Source organism: Pradoshia sp. Z4_20, from assembly GCF_058216035.1.
The window spans coordinates 293,478-313,292 of sequence record NZ_JBZAJD010000002.1; the positions used below are offsets into that span (position 1 = coordinate 293,478).

Annotated in this window: 19 protein-coding genes; all 19 read right to left on the reverse strand. The window is 38.8% G+C overall.

Features of this window, described 5'->3' with window-relative positions; translation table 11 throughout:
* Nucleotide 1: 1 nt before the first annotated feature.
* Entirely contained in the window at nucleotides 2-739 is a 738-nt protein-coding gene (locus AC4BHP_RS07370) for a ClpP family protease (protein ID WP_490551797.1), read from the reverse strand.
* Nucleotides 740-1,462: 723 nt separating this feature from the next.
* On the reverse strand, nucleotides 1,463-1,621 hold the full coding sequence (locus AC4BHP_RS07375) for a hypothetical protein (protein WP_490551798.1): 159 nt from the start codon (nucleotides 1,619-1,621) through the stop codon (nucleotides 1,463-1,465).
* A 23-nt stretch (nucleotides 1,622-1,644) separates the two neighbouring features.
* Nucleotides 1,645-2,097 (reverse strand): GNAT family N-acetyltransferase, encoded by a 453-nt coding sequence (locus AC4BHP_RS07380; RefSeq protein ID WP_490551799.1) that lies wholly within the window; start codon nucleotides 2,095-2,097, stop codon nucleotides 1,645-1,647.
* Between the two features lie 156 nt (nucleotides 2,098-2,253).
* A complete protein-coding gene (locus AC4BHP_RS07385) occupies nucleotides 2,254-3,921 on the reverse strand; it encodes a ribonuclease J (protein ID WP_066100314.1) in 1,668 nt (555 codons plus the stop codon).
* Nucleotides 3,922-4,256: 335 nt separating this feature from the next.
* Nucleotides 4,257-5,132, reverse strand: coding sequence for a 4-hydroxy-tetrahydrodipicolinate synthase (gene dapA / locus AC4BHP_RS07390; protein WP_066100317.1), 876 nt, complete (start codon nucleotides 5,130-5,132; stop codon nucleotides 4,257-4,259).
* 26 nt (nucleotides 5,133-5,158) lie between these two features.
* Complete coding sequence (dapG, locus tag AC4BHP_RS07395; protein WP_139891220.1) at nucleotides 5,159-6,412, reverse strand: aspartate kinase; 1,254 nt, start codon at nucleotides 6,410-6,412, stop codon at nucleotides 5,159-5,161.
* Nucleotides 6,413-6,485: 73 nt separating this feature from the next.
* Complete coding sequence (asd, locus tag AC4BHP_RS07400; protein ID WP_066100321.1) at nucleotides 6,486-7,529, reverse strand: aspartate-semialdehyde dehydrogenase; 1,044 nt, start codon at nucleotides 7,527-7,529, stop codon at nucleotides 6,486-6,488.
* Nucleotides 7,530-7,710: 181 nt separating this feature from the next.
* Nucleotides 7,711-8,304 (reverse strand): dipicolinate synthase subunit B, encoded by a 594-nt coding sequence (locus tag AC4BHP_RS07405; RefSeq protein WP_139891556.1) that lies wholly within the window; start codon nucleotides 8,302-8,304, stop codon nucleotides 7,711-7,713.
* A complete protein-coding gene (gene dpaA, locus AC4BHP_RS07410; protein WP_490551800.1) occupies nucleotides 8,304-9,203 on the reverse strand; it encodes a dipicolinic acid synthetase subunit A in 900 nt (299 codons plus the stop codon). Before dpaA ends, AC4BHP_RS07405 begins: the two co-directional genes overlap by 1 nt.
* Nucleotides 9,204-9,322: 119 nt before the next feature.
* Nucleotides 9,323-9,580, reverse strand: a complete 258-nt coding sequence (locus AC4BHP_RS07415) for a YlmC/YmxH family sporulation protein (RefSeq protein ID WP_139891221.1) — start codon at nucleotides 9,578-9,580, stop codon at nucleotides 9,323-9,325.
* 148 nt (nucleotides 9,581-9,728) lie between these two features.
* Complete coding sequence (locus AC4BHP_RS07420) at nucleotides 9,729-10,961, reverse strand: M16 family metallopeptidase (protein ID WP_490551801.1); 1,233 nt, start codon at nucleotides 10,959-10,961, stop codon at nucleotides 9,729-9,731.
* A 107-nt stretch (nucleotides 10,962-11,068) separates the two neighbouring features.
* Nucleotides 11,069-12,028, reverse strand: coding sequence for a polysaccharide deacetylase family protein (locus tag AC4BHP_RS07425; protein ID WP_139891223.1), 960 nt, complete (start codon nucleotides 12,026-12,028; stop codon nucleotides 11,069-11,071).
* Between the two features lie 126 nt (nucleotides 12,029-12,154).
* Nucleotides 12,155-14,269, reverse strand: a complete 2,115-nt coding sequence (gene pnp, locus AC4BHP_RS07430; RefSeq protein WP_066100333.1) for a polyribonucleotide nucleotidyltransferase — start codon at nucleotides 14,267-14,269, stop codon at nucleotides 12,155-12,157.
* A gap of 207 nt (nucleotides 14,270-14,476) precedes the next feature.
* Entirely contained in the window at nucleotides 14,477-14,746 is a 270-nt protein-coding gene (gene rpsO / locus AC4BHP_RS07435) for a 30S ribosomal protein S15 (RefSeq protein ID WP_066100335.1), read from the reverse strand.
* A gap of 128 nt (nucleotides 14,747-14,874) precedes the next feature.
* A complete protein-coding gene (gene ribF, locus AC4BHP_RS07440) occupies nucleotides 14,875-15,819 on the reverse strand; it encodes a bifunctional riboflavin kinase/FAD synthetase (protein ID WP_490551802.1) in 945 nt (314 codons plus the stop codon).
* Between the two features lie 39 nt (nucleotides 15,820-15,858).
* Nucleotides 15,859-16,785: a tRNA pseudouridine(55) synthase TruB gene (truB, locus tag AC4BHP_RS07445; RefSeq protein WP_066102266.1), complete on the reverse strand. Its 927-nt coding sequence runs from the start codon at nucleotides 16,783-16,785 to the stop codon at nucleotides 15,859-15,861.
* Between the two features lie 66 nt (nucleotides 16,786-16,851).
* On the reverse strand, nucleotides 16,852-17,211 hold the full coding sequence (rbfA, locus tag AC4BHP_RS07450) for a 30S ribosome-binding factor RbfA (protein WP_066102267.1): 360 nt from the start codon (nucleotides 17,209-17,211) through the stop codon (nucleotides 16,852-16,854).
* Between the two features lie 14 nt (nucleotides 17,212-17,225).
* A complete protein-coding gene (locus AC4BHP_RS07455; protein ID WP_066100337.1) occupies nucleotides 17,226-17,504 on the reverse strand; it encodes a DUF503 domain-containing protein in 279 nt (92 codons plus the stop codon).
* The gene (gene infB, locus AC4BHP_RS07460) at nucleotides 17,501-19,804 is read right to left on the reverse strand and encodes a translation initiation factor IF-2 (RefSeq protein ID WP_490551803.1); all 2,304 of its coding nucleotides are present in this window, start codon (nucleotides 19,802-19,804) and stop codon (nucleotides 17,501-17,503) included. The genes AC4BHP_RS07455 and infB overlap by 4 nt, the downstream gene beginning before the upstream one ends.
* Nucleotides 19,805-19,815: the final 11 nt, after the last annotated feature.

The window sequence follows — 19,815 nt, forward strand, 5'->3', positions numbered from 1 at the left end:
CTTAATCTCCTTTCGAAGGATCACTCTTTTCTCTTATCATCTCGTTAAGCTTAGAAATCGCTGCACCGATTCCGCCAACCTCATCAATTAAACCTGTATTCACAGCATCTTCACCCACTACATTTGTTCCAATATCTCTCGCAAGGTTACCTCTCGCAAACATCAAATCCTTAAATGTGTCTTCATTAATTTCTGAGTGCTTGACCACAAAATTCACAACCCGATCCTGCATTTTATCAAGATATTCAAATGATTGGGGTACTCCGATTACAAGTCCGGTAAGACGAATAGGGTGAATTGTCATAGTAGCTGTTTCTGCTATGAAAGAATAGTCACAGCTAGTTGCAATAGGAACGCCAATACTATGACCTCCTCCCAAAACGATAGATACAGTCGGTTTTGATAGAGAAGCAATCATTTCTGACATAGCAAGCCCTGCTTCGACATCACCCCCAACGGTATTTAAGATAACCAATAACCCTTTAATATCAGGATTTTGTTCAATTGCCACCAGCTGTGGAATAACATGTTCATATTTTGTTGTTTTATTTTGTGGAGGTAATTGTACATGACCCTCTATTTGCCCTATAATCGTTAAACAATGGATGGTTGAATCTTTTGGCAACTGCGGCACATTGGTTTGTCCCAAAGCCTGTATCTTATCTACAAGTGCACTGGCAGCTCCCTTATTATCATCCGCTGGCTTTTCCTCATGAGGTACCTCTAACTTTTTATCCACTCTTAATCCCCCTCTACAAAAACGCTCTCCCCTTTAGTATGTACAGCGGAATCATTTCCATTCAATTTGAGGGGCACTTAGTACATACAAAAAAAAGAATCCTATTTTTAGGATTCTTTAGGAGAATCAATCGTTTAACACCTTAGGAGACTCAACCATGCATCAGCTGATTAAAACTTAACTGCCCGGTACTTCTGGTACAAACTTTTCAGCTGAAGTGTGTTAGTTCCGCATTATAAAGGTTTCTTTACACCTTTTACGTTTACCTTTAAAAACACACTGCATATTCAATTATTGGTTACTCATACCCGATTTTCTATTTCAATCAATCCTGATTATGTGGAACTAAACAACCATTCCACTCTTATCCAATTGTGACCATCACCTTGCCTTTTTTGGTTTTTCATTTGGTAAGAATCCTATTATTATTAACTCCACCCTTTTAAAAAATATCCGATGAAAGGCTTTTGGTTAAAGATATCTGGACTTTTTTATACTGAAACTTCTTACTATCCAGTATAAATCTGTCTTTCGATCCTTCCCCATTTGAGTTAATTTCCTAAGAATTCACCATTAGAATTAAACCACATTATCACATTTGTTTAAGATTCACATAATCCTTTTTAGAAATAGTTTCGATAGTTTCGATCATATATCGTTCACTCTTATTACTTAAGCTTCCTTTTACGGAACGAACACTATATGATTGAGTCACCTGAAGTGTTAAACTCTATTGTTTCCTCCTTTCTTATTTATATAATACCCATTTTTAAAAGAATAAACCGCTTTCATTAAAATTTTTTTATTTTTTTTAATTGGTGAAGTTACTTCCATATCATCAGTCTTAAATGTGAGCAGAAACAAAACAAGGCGGCTTTCCATAGCAAGCCGCCTGTAACCTAAAACTAAACAAGATGCTTTTCGTAATGAACTCTATCTTTCCCATTACTTGTATCTTGTTCACTAGCTGTATGCCCATTTCTCTCCCAAAATAATTTGATCCTGCTGTCATCACTTCTCACATTCAGTGTGATTTTTTTAAATCCACGCTTGATAAATAGATCCTCTAATTCATAGTAGGCTGTAGTACCATAACCAAATCCCTGGTAATCTGCATGAATGATCATCAGATTAATCGTAACGAGCTGCTCCTCTTTATACTCCCTAAAAGCAGTTAGTCCAATATACGTATCATCGGCTTTAATCAAATAATCACCTTGGTTTAGAGACAATGATTCTAATATTTCCTCCCTATTTTGCGATATACCATACTCCTTATCAAAATAGGAAGAATTAGAATCCATCATTTCTTTTGCTATATATAAATTCTCTTCTGTTACGCGTTCAAATGTAATCACTATGTATCACTCTTCCATTCTTCTTTTAATTCAATAAACTAGCTTATCTTTAAAGGTTCCCTCAAGGGGTTACAAATTCATCAATCTGCTTTTTCAACAGGAACTTACCCGAATAAGAAAAATGGCTATCCGCTGGATAGCCATTTACGTCCTTTATTACACTTCCATAATAATTGGTAAAATCATTGGGCGTCGTTTTGTTTTATCGAACAGATAATGATTTAGACTATCTCGGACTTCCTGTTTCATTCCGGCCCAGTCAAAATGATCTTTAGAAGTATTTTTGATTACAATCTCACGCACAATATTTGTTGATTGTTCCATTAATGATTCTGATTCTCGAACATACACAAATCCACGTGAAATGATTTCAGGACCTGCTACTATACTCTTATCCGCACGGCTTAAAGTCACAACTACAATTAGAATTCCGTCCTGAGATAGCAAACGGCGGTCACGCAAGACAATATTTCCTACATCCCCAACGCCACTTCCATCAATCAAAACATTCCCAGCAGTCACTTTTCCAGCGCTTTCAATCGCGTCATTTGTTATTTCAATAACCTCACCATTTTCTGGTATATGGATTTGATTTTGGTTAAAGCCAATTGATTTTGCAATGCGCATATGAGCAATTAGCATTTTATAGTCACCTTGGATGGGAATAAAATACTTCGGTTTCATGAGGTTAAGCATCATTTTTAGCTCTTCCTGGCTGCCATGGCCCGATACATGGATTTGATTTTTACCAGCTACTACCTTTGCACCTGCTCTAAATAATAAATCGATAGTCCTGGACATAAGCAATTCTCCGCCATGGACAGCATTAGCCGCCAATAATACAGTATCACCTTGCTTAATATTAACTTGTTTATGACCATGCTTAGCCATTTTTTGCAGTGCTTCAAATGGCTCTCCCTGCAATCCAGTCGCAAGGATAATTATTTCACGATCTTCATATTGGTCGATCTCAGTTATCGGAATCAACACATCCTCATGGACATCCAAATAATTAAATTCCAAGGCAATTTCCAATACTTTTTCCATAGATTTACCGACAACCGCTACTTTTTTATGATTATCAAACGCAGCATTGAACACTTGCTGTAGACCGTTAAGATTAGATGCATAGCATGCTACAATAATTCTGCCTTTTGCATTGTAAAATTCATCAGACATATTTCTTGCAACAAGGGATTCAGAAGGTGTAAATCCAATCCGTTCTGCTCCTGAGCTATCTGATAATAGACAGAGAACTCCTGACTCACCGATTGCTGCCATTTTGCCAATTTCCGCTTTGTAAAGTCCCTGGGCAGCCTGATCAAATTTAAAATCACCCGTATAAACGATTGCACCATCTTTTGTTTCAATACAGATTCCAACAGAATCAGGAATGCTGTGATTTGTTTTGAAAAATGTGATTCTTGCAGAAGAAAAACGCAGGGATGTATTTGAATCTATTACTTCAAAGTCAACATTTAAATTTTCGTTAATTTCTGCGATTTTGGATTTTGTTAATTCTATGCTCAATCTTGTACCATAAACCGGTGCATCCAATTCCTCAATAATATAAGGGAGTGCACCAATATGATCCTCATGACCATGGGATAGAAAAATCCCCTGAATTCTTTCTTTATTTTCGATAAGGTAAGAGATATCTGGAATTACTACATCTATTCCAAGCATTTCGGTTTCCGGAAACATTAACCCGGCATCCAGCACAAATATATCTTCGTCTACTTCGACGAGATACATATTTTTTCCAATCTCTCCTGCTCCGCCTAATGCAATTACTTTGATCTTCTGTCTAATTTGTTTAACCAATTTATTGTTCCTCCTGTTATCAACTACTCGTCCATTTTCCAGTTGAATCCATTATAACCGATAGTGTATCGGCATGCCACTGACATCATCTTTTTAGATTTATCTATGAATTCCGACTATCGTTCTTTTTTGAAAATATGCTTTTCTTTAGGTTCATAATATATATACACTGCTGTTTGTTTGCTATAGGCATAACAAAAAAAGCAGACATCTTCAATGCTAACTAAACATGTATAAAAAAGAATATGTATAAAATTGTACTAAATAGATAGATAAGCCAATCGCATTGGATTGGCTTATCCTCAGGCAGACTCTAAAAACAGACAAACTAAGCATTATTTTAATGTATTTAATAGATTTATCAATGTGTTCCGTTCAACTTCATTCATTGGTACAAGAGGCAAACGAACAGACCCAACGCTCATACCCTTGATTTGCAAGGCTGTCTTTAAAGGAGCTGGGCTTGGTGTCAAAAATAACCCCTCAATGACTGGCAGTAATTTCTGGTGCATTTGGGCTGCCTCAGCCATTTCACCAGCGTAGAAATGTTCAATCATTTTTTGGATGTCACGTCCGATTATATGGGAGGCCACCGAGACCACACCTGCTCCTCCAATTGAAAGTACAGGTAAAGTTAAACCATCATCTCCACTGTATAAATCGAAATCATCCGGTGTGTTGGCAATAATTTTTGTCATTGCATTTAAATTACCGCTGGCCTCTTTTACAGCAACAATATTCGGAATCTCTGACAGGCGAATAACGGTTTCCGGATGAATATTCGTCACCGTTCTGCCTGGCACATTATAAATCATGCACGGCAGAGTAGTAGCATCCGCCACAGATTTGAAATGTTGATATAGCCCCTCTTGGTTTGGTTTATTATAATAAGGCGCTACAAGCATAATCGCATCTACACCGGCCGCTTCCGCCTTCTTTGTTAAATGGATGGACGCATACGTATTATTTGAGCCAGTTCCTGCTATCACAGGGATGCGTTTGTTTACAATTTTCACGACATATTCAAATAATGCCACTTTTTCTTCTGTTGACAAGGTTGGGGATTCACCAGTAGTTCCTGAAACCACCAGTGAATCTGTGCCTGTTTCAATTAAGTAATCTATGAGTTTTGCAGTCTTACCAAAATCAATATTTCCTTTATTATCAAAAGGTGTAACCATCGCGGTGGACACGCGTCCAAAAAGACCCATATTTCCACTTCCAATCTTATATTTTATTATTCCGCAAGTTCTTCCCATTCAAACAGATCATCGTCCATTAAATGGAGATTAAAGGCATTATGAAGAGCATTTACAGCTTCTACTAAATCTTCTTCTTTAACTAATACCCATATCGTTGTGTGGCTATCTGCGGATTGCAGAATCTGTATGCCTCGTTCTGATAATGGAGTAACAATTTTCGCTGTTACTCCCGGCACTCCCGTTATCCCGGCTCCAACGACAGACACTTTGGCACAGTTTGATTGGATACCAGGCTCATATCCTAATTCACGTAATACCGAAATTGCCTTATTAGCATCGTTGTTGGAGACAGTATACACAGCACCATTTGGATAAATATTAATAAAATCAACGCTTATGCCTGAATTCGCCATCGCTGTAAAGACTTCCGCCTGCAGATCATACTGATCTTCCTTAGCCTTTACTTTTATCTGAGTGATATTGCTTACATGGGCAATACCAGTAACAAGACGTTCCTGTATATCACTGCCTCGACGGTGTTTCGGATGACCTGTAACCAGCGTACCCTCACCTTCAGCATAGGTTGAACGGATTCGCATCGGCACCTTTGCCTGCATCGCAATTTCAACAGCACGTGGATGAATGACCTTAGCCCCCTGGTAGGCCATGTTACATACCTCTGTATAGGTTACTACTGACAGCGGTCTGGCTTGTTCCGCAATACGGGGATCAGCTGTCATAATTCCCTCTACATCCGTAAAAATGTCAACATACTCTGCCTTCAGTGCAGCTCCAAGGGCTGCAGCAGATGTATCACTGCCGCCGCGCCCTATCGTTGTAATATCGCCATTTTCAGCAATACCCTGAAAACCAGTTACAACGATAACGTCTGATTTTCCTAGCTCATCAATCAGTCTATCGGTCTTCATTTCCATTATTTTTGCATTTGTATAGTCATTATTTGTTCTGAAACCGGCCTGTCCGCCAGTTAAGGCAGTCGCTCGAATTCCTTTTTCTAAGAGCATATTGGTAAATACAACCGCTGAGATTATCTCTCCGCAAGATAATAGCAAGTCCTGCTCACGTTCCCCCAAGTACATTCCTTTTTCATTAACAAGTGAAAGTAAGGAATCCGTTGCATATGGATCACCTTTTCTTCCCATTGCAGATACAACAACCACTATTTTGTACCCTTTGCCTATACCTCTTTTTATATGTTGAAACGCATACTCTCTGCTCTCTGCATCTTTTACAGAGGTACCGCCAAACTTTTGAATGATGATCTTCACTTTTTACACCCCAAAATGAGCCTTCCTACTTTAGAGAAAATAAGAAGGCCAAGATATCCTATCATTTCAATAATTACACTAGCCCTAATCGAATAAGGCTCTCTGCAATTTGAACAGAATTCCAGGCGGCCCCTTTTAATAGGTTATCGGAAACAACCCACATATGGAACCCGGCATCTTCGTCCAAATCTTTCCTTACTCTCCCAACAAAAACTTCATTCTTCCCAACACAATCTGCCGGCATTGGATAGACTTGATTGGCGGGATCATCCTGAAGGACAATTCCAGGAGCATTTAGTAATATTTCTTTTACTTGCTCAGCACTGACACCGTTATTTTCAATTTCTATATACACGGATTCTGAATGACCAACTGCGATTGGAAGGCGAACGCATGTTGCTGCTACCTGCAGTGACGGCAAATGCATAATTTTCTTCGTTTCATTTACCATTTTCATTTCTTCAAATGTATACCCATTCTCACCGAAAACATCAATCTGAGGAATAGCATTAAAAGCTATCTGATAATGTTTTTCCGCACCTTTAACAGGTAATATAGATGGATTAACAGTCTTACCGGCTAAAATATCGCTTGCTTGCGTATTTAATTCCTCAACAGCTGCTGCACCCGCTCCAGAAACAGCCTGATAAGTGGAAACAATAATTTTTTTAAGTCCATAGGCTTTCCTGATTGGTTCAAGTGCTGCTACCATTTGGATTGTCGAACAATTAGGGTTAGCTATGATTCCCTGATGCTTACGAAGATCATCCTCATTCACCTCAGGAACTACAAGCGGAACATTTTCGTCCATACGGAAGGCACTTGTATTATCCACAACGATAGCACCCCTTTTAACAGCCTCAGGAGCTAATGCTTTAGATATACTTCCGCCAGCACTAAACAGGGCAATGTCTACCCCTTCAAAGCTCTCTGGCTTTGCTTCCTGTACTGTTATGGTCTCTCCATTAAATTCGATTTGTTTACCTGCTGAACGAGAAGAGGATAACAGACTTATCTTCCCAATAGGGAAATTCCTTTTTTGAAGAGTGTCAATCATTTGCTGTCCAACTGCACCAGTAGCCCCGACTACAGCTACGTGTAATTTTTTTTCATTCATGTTTGTTACCCCTTCCTATAAAATTAGGTATTTATTTTCATGTAAACTACTAGAAATAATAAGATATGCTGTCATAGCTATTTATATATTTTTTATAAAAGGAGCAACCTTCTTTTCAGAACAATGAATATATTCTTCTATAAAATATATCATAAGATATCTTTTTTTTAAATCATGCACTTTAATCTCTGTATTTTTCGATGATAATAGGCTGGATTTGTTTTGCCTCAAGAGCATATTCCACCGTTTCCACGAGACTTTCCATTCGGGCAACCATAGAATTTGGTTTTTTTTCAGGATCATCCTGGCCAAATGGAATGAAGTATATGTCCTTAGTGCTTAAGAGTCTCATTAAATTCACACCATTTAAACCTAGGGCATCATTTGTCGATATACCGAGAACAACTGGGCGATGATTCCGAAGTGTAGCTTTTGCAGCCATTAAAACGGGTGAATCATTTTGTGCATTTGCAAATTTACTCATCGAAACACCTGTCAGGGGTGCAATCACCATACAATCCAACGGATATTTGGGACCTAAAGGCTCCGCATCGACGATGGTATCAATCGCTTTTCTGTTTGTCAGTTTTTCTATTCTTGCTATCCAATCCTCTCCCTTGCCAAATCTTGTGTCGGTATTTTTAACAGTATAACTGACAACAGGGACAACCTCGGCTCCTGCATGTACCAGCTTTTCAATTTGTGGATATACTTCATCATACGTACAGTGCGATCCTGTCAATCCAAACCCTATTCTCATCCCCTTAACATCCATCATGGTGTCTCCCTTCCATTTCCTAAATCATCCAACAATAACTGTCCCAGCACATTTGCAATAATCTGACCGGCTGTCTTTGGGGCCACTATACCGGGTAACCCTGGTGCTAATATGGCTTTAACTCCACGTTTTTCTGCATATCTAAAATCTGTTCCGCCCGGTTTCGAAGCCAAATCAATAATCAACGTTCGGGACGGCATCCTTGAAATAATTCCTGCGGTAATGATTTTGTGAGGAATCGTATTAATACAAATATCCACATTTTCAACCACAGATTCCAACGCAGATAAATGGAAGGGAGTTAACCCCATTTCCTCTATTCTGGCTATATGTTCTGATTTACGGGCACCAACTTGAACTTTGGCCCCCAGTCCATGGAAAGCACGTGCCACACTCATTCCCACTCTTCCTAATCCAAGAACAATCACATTTGATCCGTGTATCGTAAAATCTGTATGCTGAATGGCCATCATAATGGTACCTTCTACTGTGGGAATAGAATTATAAATAGCTACATCATCTCGTTCAAATAATTGAACTAGTTTACGGTTTGCCTGTTTCGTTATATTTATTAAATAATCATTGCTTATACCGGAATAGATTGTACAATGTTTCGGTGTCTCCTTTAAAAAAGCTTCTGTCAGGATGACTTGCATATTTGAAAAAATGGTATCCAGCTTACCTTCCATATTTGTGCCAGCAACAGGCAAAATAATCGCATCCAGCTCTTTTACCGGCAAATCTTCCAGTTTTTCCTTTACTGCTCCCGTGTATGCATGTGCTAACTGTTCAAAACCTGTTAAATATACCTTTGCGTCCAACTCGGTTAATTTTCGAATCACTTCAAGCTGCCTGGCATCTCCACCAAGAACGGCAATATTCATTCCTGTGAGCATGGAAGATTTTCACCTTCTTTATTTTTTAAAGATCAATTCATACAACCCATAGTATGAAATACAGGAACCAGACGTGATAAAAACGAGGTAAACAAAAAAAAAACGCCCTTCGGCGTTTTTTAAGTTTCCTTTATTGAATTTCCATCAGGAATATCAATGATGACCATATCCGTACCAATCTTTTTTATTTGACTCCATGGCACACGGACCTCATCACCATTCTTTCTAAAACCAAACCATTTTCCAGATGGGATTAAAAGGGCGGTTATTTGTCCGGTTAACTCATCGATCTCAAGGTCAGTTTGACCAAGGACGCCCAATCGTTCTGCTTTTTTTACATCCACAATTTCTTTGCCACTTAATTCGCTCAGCTTCATTTTAGGACACTCCTATCACATTCTGCTTAATCTCACTATATGAATGAGTGACATCCTTTTAGAAGAAAAAGTTGTTCCAAACACGCAAAAAAACAAGCCGGCGCAAAATCCAATGGATGTTCACGCCAGCTTGCCAGAGATTTATTTTTTAATCTAAGTTCCACTCATCTTGCGGACCCAATAAAGCTGCTGCATAGGAGTCTGTAAAAATATCTTCTATACACTGATTTACGCTGTTAAGCGAAACAGCATCGATTAATTCAACTATGTCATCAAGAGTTCGATGTCTACCCAATAACAGCTCATTTTTACCGTTACGGCTCATTCGGCTGTTTGTGCTTTCTAAGCTTAGCATCAAACTTCCTTTCAGCTGCTCTTTACAGTTATCAAGCTCTTTGGCAGTAATGCCGTCATTACGCAATTCAGTAAGAGTTTCCTGTATTGTATCATAAAGCTGATGAACTTGATTTGCCCCTGTTCCACCATAAATAACCACCATACCATTATCCTGATAGGAGGTATGATAGGAATAGACACTGTAAGCAAGCCCTTTTTCTTCTCGCACATTTTGGAATAAACGGCTGCTCATAGATCCTCCAAGTACATTGTTCAGAGTGATTAAGCTATAAATATTTTCATTGCCTATATCATAACCGTTATACCCAAGACATAAATGGGCTTGTTCGGTATCTTTTTTTCTGACAATCTTATTGGTATGGAAAGTTGGTTTTTCCAATTCAGGACGTGCTGTACCGCCTTCATAGCTTCCAAATAAACCTTCAACCTGCTTGATAAAACTCTCATCCACATTTCCTGCAATCGAGATTACCACTTTATCAGGTGTATAGTGATTATAGACATATTGTTTCAATGTCTCTGAATTAATGGTATCAAGAATTTTATCTGTACCTAAAATAGGGTAACCAAGCGGGTGTTTTTCGTAAACAGCCTGGCTTAAAATATCATGAACAATATCATCAGGTGTGTCTTCATACATCTTAATCTCTTCGCAAACTACATTTTTTTCTTTTTTCAATTCCTCTTCAGCAAATGTAGAATTAAAGAACATATCACCAAGAACATCCAGCGCATAAGGTGCATGATCGTCCAATACTTTGGCATAGTAGCACGTATATTCTTTTGAGGTGAAAGCATTTACCTGACCGCCAATCCGATCAAATGATTCGGCTATTTCTTTGGCAGATCTTGTTGTTGTTCCTTTAAAAAACATATGCTCCAAGAAATGCGAAATTCCATTATTTAAGGAATCTTCATTTCGGGAACCGGTTTTAATCCAAACACCAATCGCCACTGAACGAACAGTAGGGATTGTTTCCAATACGATACGGACCCCATTTTGACAAGTATATTTTTTTATCAACAAATGTTCCTCCTATTCATGATGCCCCTCTTTATTACCATACCCAATATGTATACATTTTTATAGCATAGAGAAACTTTCCCGCCAAAATAAAGGCAGGAAAGTCTTCAGGGACTTATACGTTCTTCTTTGAATGCCTCACTGACAGGTACAATTTTATATTCCTTCTCAATGTTCTTGATTAATATATCCATTGATTTTGATGTTGATTCTGTTGGGTGCATAAGAATAAGCGCACCTTTATGTATGTGGTCAAGGACCCTTTTTGTTAAGACTTCCGGTGTGGGTTTTTTCCAATCTACTGTATCAACTGTCCATAATATGGTTTCCATTCCAAGACTTGCTGCAACCTTAACTGTACGATCATTAAAACTTCCGCTCGGAGGTCCAAATAGCTTAGGAGTATATCCTGTTACCTCCTGGATGACCCGGTTTGTTTCGCTGATTTCTTTCTCGGCAGCCGCAGCTGATAATTGTTGCATATTTGGATGAGTATATGAATGATTCCCTAATTCATGACCGGCTGCTGCTATCCGCTTGGCTAGATCCGGATTATTCTTTACCCAGCGTCCTTCCAATACAAATGTAGCATGAATCTTATGTCTCTTTAAAGTGTCCAGCATTCCTTCAATATACTCATTACCCCAGGCTACATTAATAATAAAGGATACAACGGGTTTATTTGGATTCGCACGGTATATTGGCGATGGTGACAAGTCTTGTAAATGAACATTAGGGCTGTTTTCTTTGAAAATGAGTTGAGCTTCCTGAAATTTACCCTTAGTTTTCATCTTTTTATAAGATTTCTCAATGTTGACCTGAATGCCATTGTATCCGGGTGTTTTCTTCCACACCTTATCTATAACAGCGTCTACAGGCTCTTGATTATATGTTTTAGCTGCTTGTTCAATTTGTTGGTACAGTTCATCATTTGTATTTGTAACATAAGCGACAGTTCCATTTGGAATACCTTTTACATATTGGTCCATAAATGAGCTTTGCACCAACACCCATGATATAACGCAAATGGTACAAAATGCAAGAAATTGCAACAATTTTTTATCCATCTCTTCTCCTCCTCACACAAAATGTATGAGCAGGTAGGACAGGTTAGAACCGCAAGAATCCATAATTAGATATGAACATGATTAAAAGACTAGGAAACCAATGTCTCCTAGCCGACCAAGTCATGTTTATTTCTGTTCTGCTTTTTCTTTTTGTTCTTTTAGAACTGCTTTACGAGAAAGGTTGACTCTTCCTTGTCTGTCTATTTCAGTTACCTTAACAAGGATCTCATCACCAATTTTTACTACATCCTCGACTTTTCCTACACGTTCTTCTGCCAGTTCAGAAATGTGGACAAGACCATCTTTACCTTTGAAGATTTCAACGAAGCATCCAAATTTCTCAATACGTTTAACCGTACCAAGATAAATTTGGCCAACTTCAACTTCGCGTACCAAATCTTCAATAATCGTTTTAGCCTTTTCATTCATTTCCTGATCAGTGGATGCGATGTAGATTGTACCATCCTGCTCGATATCAATTTTTACACCGGTTTCTTCAATAATTTTATTGATTTGTTTTCCGCTTGGTCCAATAACGTCTCTGATTTTGTCAGGTTTAATAGCCATCGTTAAAATCTTAGGCGCATATTGAGAAAGATTTTTTCTTGGCTGCTCTAATGTGCTTGTAAGGTGATTCAGAATATGATTCCGGCCCTTTTGAGCTTGCATTAATGCTTCCTCTAAGATTTCACGAGTCAGACCTGCAATTTTTATGTCCATTTGAAGTGCAGTTACACCTTTTGCTGTACCTGCTACTTTAAAGTCCATATCTCCCAAGTGGTCTTCCATTCCTTGAATATCGGAAAGAACTGTATAATGTTCTCCCTTTTTAATAAGACCCATTGCAATTCCTGCTACCGGCGCTTTAATTGGAACACCCGCATCCATTAATGCCAATGTGCTTGCACAAATACTTGCCTGAGACGTAGAGCCATTAGATTCAAGTACTTCTGACACAAGACGAATAGTATATGGAAAATCATTTTCATTTGGAATAACCGGCTCAAGCGCTCTCTCACCTAATGCACCATGTCCGATTTCACGTCTGCCTGGTCCTCTGATAGGTCCAGTTTCACCAACGCTGAAATGCGGGAAATTATAATGATGCATGAAACGTTTAGACTCTTCAAGGCCAAGCCCGTCCAATATCTGAACATCTCCTAATGCACCCAGTGTAGCAATAGAAAGGGCTTGAGTTTGTCCACGAGTAAATAATCCGGAACCATGAGTACGAGGCAATAAGCCAACTTCAGAGGATAATGGACGAATTTCTTCAGGACTTCTTCCATCAGGGCGGATTTTCTCTTCCGTAATTAAACGGCGAACTTCATCCTTCACCAATTTACTCAAGATTTCATTTACTTGCTTAAGCTTTTCTTCATCAGCTTCTTTTTCTTCAAAGACAGCAACAACTTTTTCTCTTACTGCTTTGATTGCATCTTCACGAGCATGTTTTTCTTGAACTTGCACAGCAGTGTTCATTTCTTCTAAACACATACCTTTAACTTCCTCGATTAATTCTGCATCTAGCTCATAAAGAGTTATTTCACGTTTTTCTTTACCAACTGCAGCCACAATCTCATTTTGGAATGCAATCAGTTTCTTGATTTCATCATGTCCAAACATGATAGCTTCCAGCATGGTTTCTTCCGGCACTTCCTGTGCTCCTGCTTCAACCATGTTAATAGCATCCATTGTTCCTGCAACAGTTAAATGAATATCACTGTTTTCAAGTTGTTCGATCGTTGGGTTAATGACAAACTTACCATCAACGCGACCTACAATAACACCGGCAATTGGTCCTTCAAACGGGATATCAGAAACACAAAGTGCCAATGAGGATCCGAACATAGCTGCCATTTCAGTTGGGCAGTTTTGATCTACACTAAGAACCATACTGACTACTTGTACATCATTACGGAACCCATCTGCGAACAGCGGGCGAATTGGACGGTCGATTAGACGACTTGTAAGTACCGCTTTTTCACTTGGTCTACCCTCACGTTTAATGAACCCTCCAGGGATTTTACCTACTGCGTATAATTTTTCTTCATAGCTTACAGTTAATGGGAAGAAATCTAAATTCTTCGGTTCCTTTGAAGCTACAGCTGTACTTAATACGGCTGAATCGCCATAGCGAATCAAAGCAGCACCATTAGCTTGCTTTGCTAATTGGCCGATTTCAACCGTTAATGGACGTCCTGCCCAATCTAAAGAAAATGTGCGTTTTGTTTGCTCCATTTCTTCATTGCTCCTCTCTACTTACAATAATCTTACAAAATTTATCCTGTTTCTCATCATTTTGACAAGATCTGTTGGATTTCAATCAAATTAATATTAGTATACTCCATAGTTGTCGAGTTAAAAAGCGACATTACCCTTTAACTTTCCTCTTTCTCCTCTATGTATAACAAAAAAGCGGGAAAAATCCCGCTTTTTCTGAGTAGTTTATCGACGTAAACCAAGCTTGTTGATTAATTCGCGATAACGAGTAACGTCTTTATTACGCAGGTAAGTAAGTAAGTTACGACGTTTACCTACCATTTTCAAAAGACCGCGACGTGAGTGGTGATCTTTCTTGTGAGTGCGTAAGTGTTCGTTAAGTGTGTTGATTTGTTCAGTAAGGACAGCGATCTGAACTTCTGGAGAACCAGTGTCGCTCTCATGAGTTTTGTACTCATTAATGATCTCATTTTTACGCTCTTGCGTTAATGCCATCCTAATTCACCTCCTAAAATTTTCAAAATCCCCTATTCCTGAGCGAACGTTGGTGATGCGCTTAGCCAAGGAAAGGTTCTTTTCATACGATATTAAGAATACTACTTCTCGGTTAAAAAAGCAAGTACTTAATTCACTCCAAAATATTCTATTGCGAATTGTTTATCTTTTTCAAGCTGAGTAACCAATTGTTCCACAGAGCTGAATTTCTGTTCACTCCGTATGCGTTTATGCCACTCTACCACAACTCTCTCTTGATAGATATCAGCCTCAAAATCTAATAGATGTACTTCTATAGTGGGAATCTCTTCTTTTTCCATATGAAAAGTAGGTTTATAGCCTACATTACATATACCATTATACCAATTACCTCGTACTTTCATACGTACGCAATAAACTCCGGTACCAGGAAGATAATAATCGGGGTCCACTTCTATATTGGCAGTAGGAAACCCTAATAACCTCCCGCGTTTCTCTCCATCTACAATACATCCTTTAACAGTGAAATACCTGCTTAATAATTGATTAATTGTTTCAGTATGGCCGTTAATTAATTCCTCTCGAATACGAGTGGAACTGATTTTTTCCTCTCCAATATCTTGCTTTGACACGGTTGTTACATCAAACATACCCTTTGCATGGTGCGGAAGAGTTTCCATAGTTCCTCTTCCGTATTGTCCATATGAATAATCAAAGCCGGCAACCACATGCTGAATATGCAATGAAATCAAATAATCATCCACAAATTTTTGTGGTGAAAGACTTGAAAAATCAGGTGTGAATTGGACAATAAAAAGATAATCCAACCCTATGTTCTTCATTAATTCAATTTTATCCTGCAATGGTGTTAAAAGCCTCACGTGCTTTATATGTTTATTCAAAATGACAGATGGGTGAGGATCAAATGTCATCACCGCTGTTGCCAGCCCTTTTTCTTCACCAATTTGTTTTACCGTTTCAATAACCTTTTGATGGCCAATATGAACGCCATCAAAATAACCAAGAGCTACTGCTATTGGCGGAAAGTCCCCCCGCTTATAGTCATGGGGATGTGTAATATTGATTATTTTCATCTCTATTCCCCTCTAATTTCAATCTCCATCCATATCATACTATATAAATGGAATAACTTTAACCGGTTTACACAATCCTTTTTTCTCTGGATGATGCTGATAAATTGCCATTAGTTCTTCTTGTTCATTAAAAATAGCAAAAGGACTCTCCGTATTTTCAGCAGATAGGTTGTCAGAGGTCAGTACAGCACCATTACGGACTTTTTCTGCAATTTCACTGGAAACCTTAATAATCGGCAGATTGGGAACACCTTCTTCTATAGGCTTCAGTACGTCGCTTACAGTGCCCTTCTCCGCATGTAAAGCCAGCTGTTCAAGTGTAATTGCCTCCTCAAGGGTGAAAGCCGCTGAGCGTGACCTGATGAGCTTAGACATATGGGCTGGATAACCTAATTGGTCACCTATCATGCAGGAGAGCGTTCTGATATACGTTCCTTTCCCACATGAGACACGAAAAGAAAACGAAATGGATTCACCTTCAAATAGTTCTCTATCGTCCAAAAGTTCAATTTCATAAATATTCACCTTACGCGAGGGGATGTCTACCTTTTCTCCCTTTAATGCGTACTCATACAAGCGCTTTCCATTTACTTTAACAGCTGAGTAGATTGGAGGTGTTTGAACAATCGTTCCTGTGAGCGAGTTCAAAATCTCGATAATCTTAGTACGTTTTATCGGCTTCTCAATTACCTTCTTATCTACCATGTCGCCCGAAGCATCTTCTGTGGTTGTGGACCAGCCAATAGTCACTTCACCTATGTATTCTTTACCAGCATCCGTTATGTACTCCGCAACTCTGGTTGCTTTTCCAAGACATATAGGCAGTACACCTGTGACATCCGGATCCAACGTTCCTGTATGTCCGACTTTTTTCATCCTCAGTATTTTTCTGACTTTCATAATACAGTCATGAGAAGTAAATCCTGCCGGTTTATTGAGAATCAGGATTCCATTTAACTCTTCCATCACTATCACCCTGTTCTCCTAATTTTTTATATAAAAAGGGGATAGACATAACGTCTATCCTAGTCCTTATTCATTGGGTTCTTTATTTTCCTGATGAATTTGATGCAATAGATTTTCAATTCTGTTTCCATAGTCAATCGACTCATCAAATTCAAAAATAATTTCCGGAGTTTTTCGTAATCGAATACGCTGGCCCAGCTCAGAACGAATAAATCCAGTAGCTTTAGCAAGACCTTTAAGTGTATCTTCTCTTTTTTCGGCATCACCGAGAACCGATATATAGACTTTGGCTTGCTGAAGGTCTCCAGAAACTTCAACATCTGTGACAGTCACAAATCCAACTCGTGGATCTTTGATTTTTCTGCCAAGTATATCACTGAGTTCTTTTTTCATTTGCTCTCCCACACGGGTAGCTCTAAGGCTCATATTTTTCACCTCTTTTAAAGCCATTCTATATTTGTCGCAATACTCTCCAATTCAGGAAAAGAATCGAGGTAGGATAATGCTTTTTGCAATTCCCTTTCAGAACTGGTTCTGGACGACGAGACAACCACGATTGCGATAACCGTGCGTTGCCACATGTCCTGATAGTCAACCTCTGCGACAGAAACATTAAATTTTTGTTTTAATCGCGTCATAACGCGCTGCAGAACCGCTCTTTTTTCCTTTAAGGATTGAGCATTAGGAATCAAACATTCACATTCTGCCGCAGCAATCATGCTCTTTTAATTTCTTCCATTACATATGCTTCGATAACATCGCCTTCTTTAATATCATTAAAGTTTTTGATCGTTATTCCGCATTCGTAGCCTTGAGCTACTTCTTTCACGTCATCTTTGAAGCGTTTAAGTGTATCCAGTTCACCTTCAAAGATTACGATGCCTTCACGGATTAGACGGATTCCACTGTTACGTGTAATCTTACCATCTGTTACATAGCTTCCTGCAATTGTTCCTACTTTGGAAATTTTGATGGTTTGACGAACTTCAGCCTGACCGATTACTTTCTCCTCATACTCAGGATCAAGCATCCCTTTCATCGCTGCTTCGATTTCTTCGATTGCTTTATAGATAATTCTGTGCAGACGTACATCTACTTTTTCAGCTTCAGCAGCACGCTTAGCATTAACATCCGGACGCACGTTGAAACCAATTACAATTGCATTAGAGGCAGTCGCTAAAATAATATCGGATTCAGTAATTGCACCAACACCCGCATGAATAATTTTAACTTTTACGCCTTCAACCTCAATTTTTTGCAAGGAAGCAGCGACCGCTTCAACAGAACCTTGAACATCACCTTTTACAATGATATTAATTTCTTTTACTTCCCCTTGTTTTAATTGATCAAACAAGTTTTCAAGTGTTACACGGGAGCTTTCATTACGTGAAGCTAAGATATGTCTTTGAGCACGAGCTTCCCCAACCTGGCGTGCTGTTTTTTCATCTTCAAATACAACGAAGCGATCGCCTGCCTGAGGCACCTCGTTTAATCCGGTAATTTCAATCGGAGTGGATGGACCCGCTTCTTTAACACGGCGGCCTAAATCATTTACCATCGCACGTACTTTACCAAAAGTATCTCCAACAACAATTGGATCTCCTATACGCAGTGTTCCATTTTGAACAAGTAAAGTAGCGACAGATCCACGTCCTTTATCCAATTCCGCTTCAATAACCGTACCAATGGCTTTACGTTTAGGATTTGCCTTATATTCATTTACTTCACTTACAAGTAAAATCATTTCAAGCAATGTCTCGATACCTTCACCTTTTTTCGCAGACATTGGTACAAAAATAGTATCCCCGCCCCACTCTTCTGGTACCAGGCCATTTTCAACCAATTCCTGTTTTACGCGATCAGGATTAGCTCCTTCTTTATCCATCTTGTTAACTGCCACAATAATTGGAACCTCTGCTGCTTTAGCATGGTTAATCGCTTCAACTGTTTGTGGCATTACTCCATCGTCAGCAGCTACAACGATAATTGTAATATCCGTTACTTGAGCACCACGCGCACGCATTGTAGTGAAGGCAGCATGTCCCGGTGTATCAAGGAACGTGATTCTCTTGCCATCTACCTCAACTTGATAAGCACCGATATGCTGCGTAATTCCGCCTGCTTCGCCTTCAGTAACTTTTGTATTTCTGATTGCATCCAGCAATGTTGTTTTACCATGGTCAACGTGACCCATAATCGTAACTACTGCCGGTCTTTCCACTGTATTTTCATCTGGATTTTCATCATCCGCAATGACAGCTTCAAGATCTGTTACATCAATTTTAATGATTTCTTCTACTTCTACGCCATAATCAGCACAAATAAGTTCAATTGCATCTTTATCTAATTCTGCATTAATCGTTGCCATGACTCCAAGCATAAATAGTTTTTTGATAATTTCACTTGGTTCACGATAAATCTTTTTACTTAACTCCTGCACAGACAGAGATTCGGTGAATGTGATTTTCTCCGGTAATTCTCTTTCTTTTCTAGGTGTTGGTTGATAAGTTGACTTACTTTGATGACGTTGGTTATTTTTTTTATTTCGATTATTTCTGAAGTTACCTCTTTTTTGATTATCTTGCACGCTTTTTTTCCCTTCATTACCCTTAGATGCCGGTTTATTCTTTGTATTTTGATTAGTTCCCTGGTTATTCCTCGTTGCTGTAACACCAGGATTAGGTCTTGCGGAACTTTGAGATTGCCTTAAAGCTTGCTGGCCACCTCTTTGCTGGTTACTATTTGTTTGCTGTTTTTGTTGTTGCCCGTTTATATTTCCTCGGTTTTGGTTCTGGTTCTGATTTTGACTAGTTCTAGTTTGGTTAGTATTTTGAGGTTTCTCGGTATTTGTCTTTTCCGATTTAGGATTAAACAGTTTTTCTAATTTTTCTACTGCCTGATCCTCTAGAGCCGTCATATGATTATTGACGTCAATCCCCATATCTTTAAGTTTATTAATTACCACTTTACTAGAAACATTGTTCTTCTTCGCATATTCATATACACGTACTTTACCCATTCCTTCACCCC

Coding starts and splice junctions, on each gene's coding strand:
- dapA (WP_066100317.1), bottom strand. CDS start 5,132: ATGGGTCTTTTTGGACGCGTGTCCACCGCGATGGTTACACCTTTTGAT.
- rpsO (WP_066100335.1), bottom strand. CDS start 14,746: ATGGCATTAACGCAAGAGCGTAAAAATGAGATCATTAATGAGTACAAA.
- AC4BHP_RS07405 (WP_139891556.1), bottom strand. CDS start 8,304: ATGGATGTTAAGGGGATGAGAATAGGGTTTGGATTGACAGGATCGCAC.
- truB (WP_066102266.1), bottom strand. CDS start 16,785: ATGGAAGAGTTAAATGGAATCCTGATTCTCAATAAACCGGCAGGATTT.
- AC4BHP_RS07455 (WP_066100337.1), bottom strand. CDS start 17,504: ATGATTGCTGCGGCAGAATGTGAATGTTTGATTCCTAATGCTCAATCC.
- AC4BHP_RS07375 (WP_490551798.1), bottom strand. CDS start 1,621: ATGGAAAGCCGCCTTGTTTTGTTTCTGCTCACATTTAAGACTGATGAT.
- rbfA (WP_066102267.1), bottom strand. CDS start 17,211: ATGAGCCTTAGAGCTACCCGTGTGGGAGAGCAAATGAAAAAAGAACTC.
- ribF (WP_490551802.1), bottom strand. CDS start 15,819: ATGAAAATAATCAATATTACACATCCCCATGACTATAAGCGGGGGGAC.
- AC4BHP_RS07415 (WP_139891221.1), bottom strand. CDS start 9,580: ATGAAGCTGAGCGAATTAAGTGGCAAAGAAATTGTGGATGTAAAAAAA.
- dpaA (WP_490551800.1), bottom strand. CDS start 9,203: ATGCTCACAGGAATGAATATTGCCGTTCTTGGTGGAGATGCCAGGCAG.
- AC4BHP_RS07425 (WP_139891223.1), bottom strand. CDS start 12,028: ATGGATAAAAAATTGTTGCAATTTCTTGCATTTTGTACCATTTGCGTT.
- pnp (WP_066100333.1), bottom strand. CDS start 14,269: ATGGAGCAAACAAAACGCACATTTTCTTTAGATTGGGCAGGACGTCCA.
- infB (WP_490551803.1), bottom strand. CDS start 19,804: ATGGGTAAAGTACGTGTATATGAATATGCGAAGAAGAACAATGTTTCT.
- asd (WP_066100321.1), bottom strand. CDS start 7,529: ATGAATGAAAAAAAATTACACGTAGCTGTAGTCGGGGCTACTGGTGCA.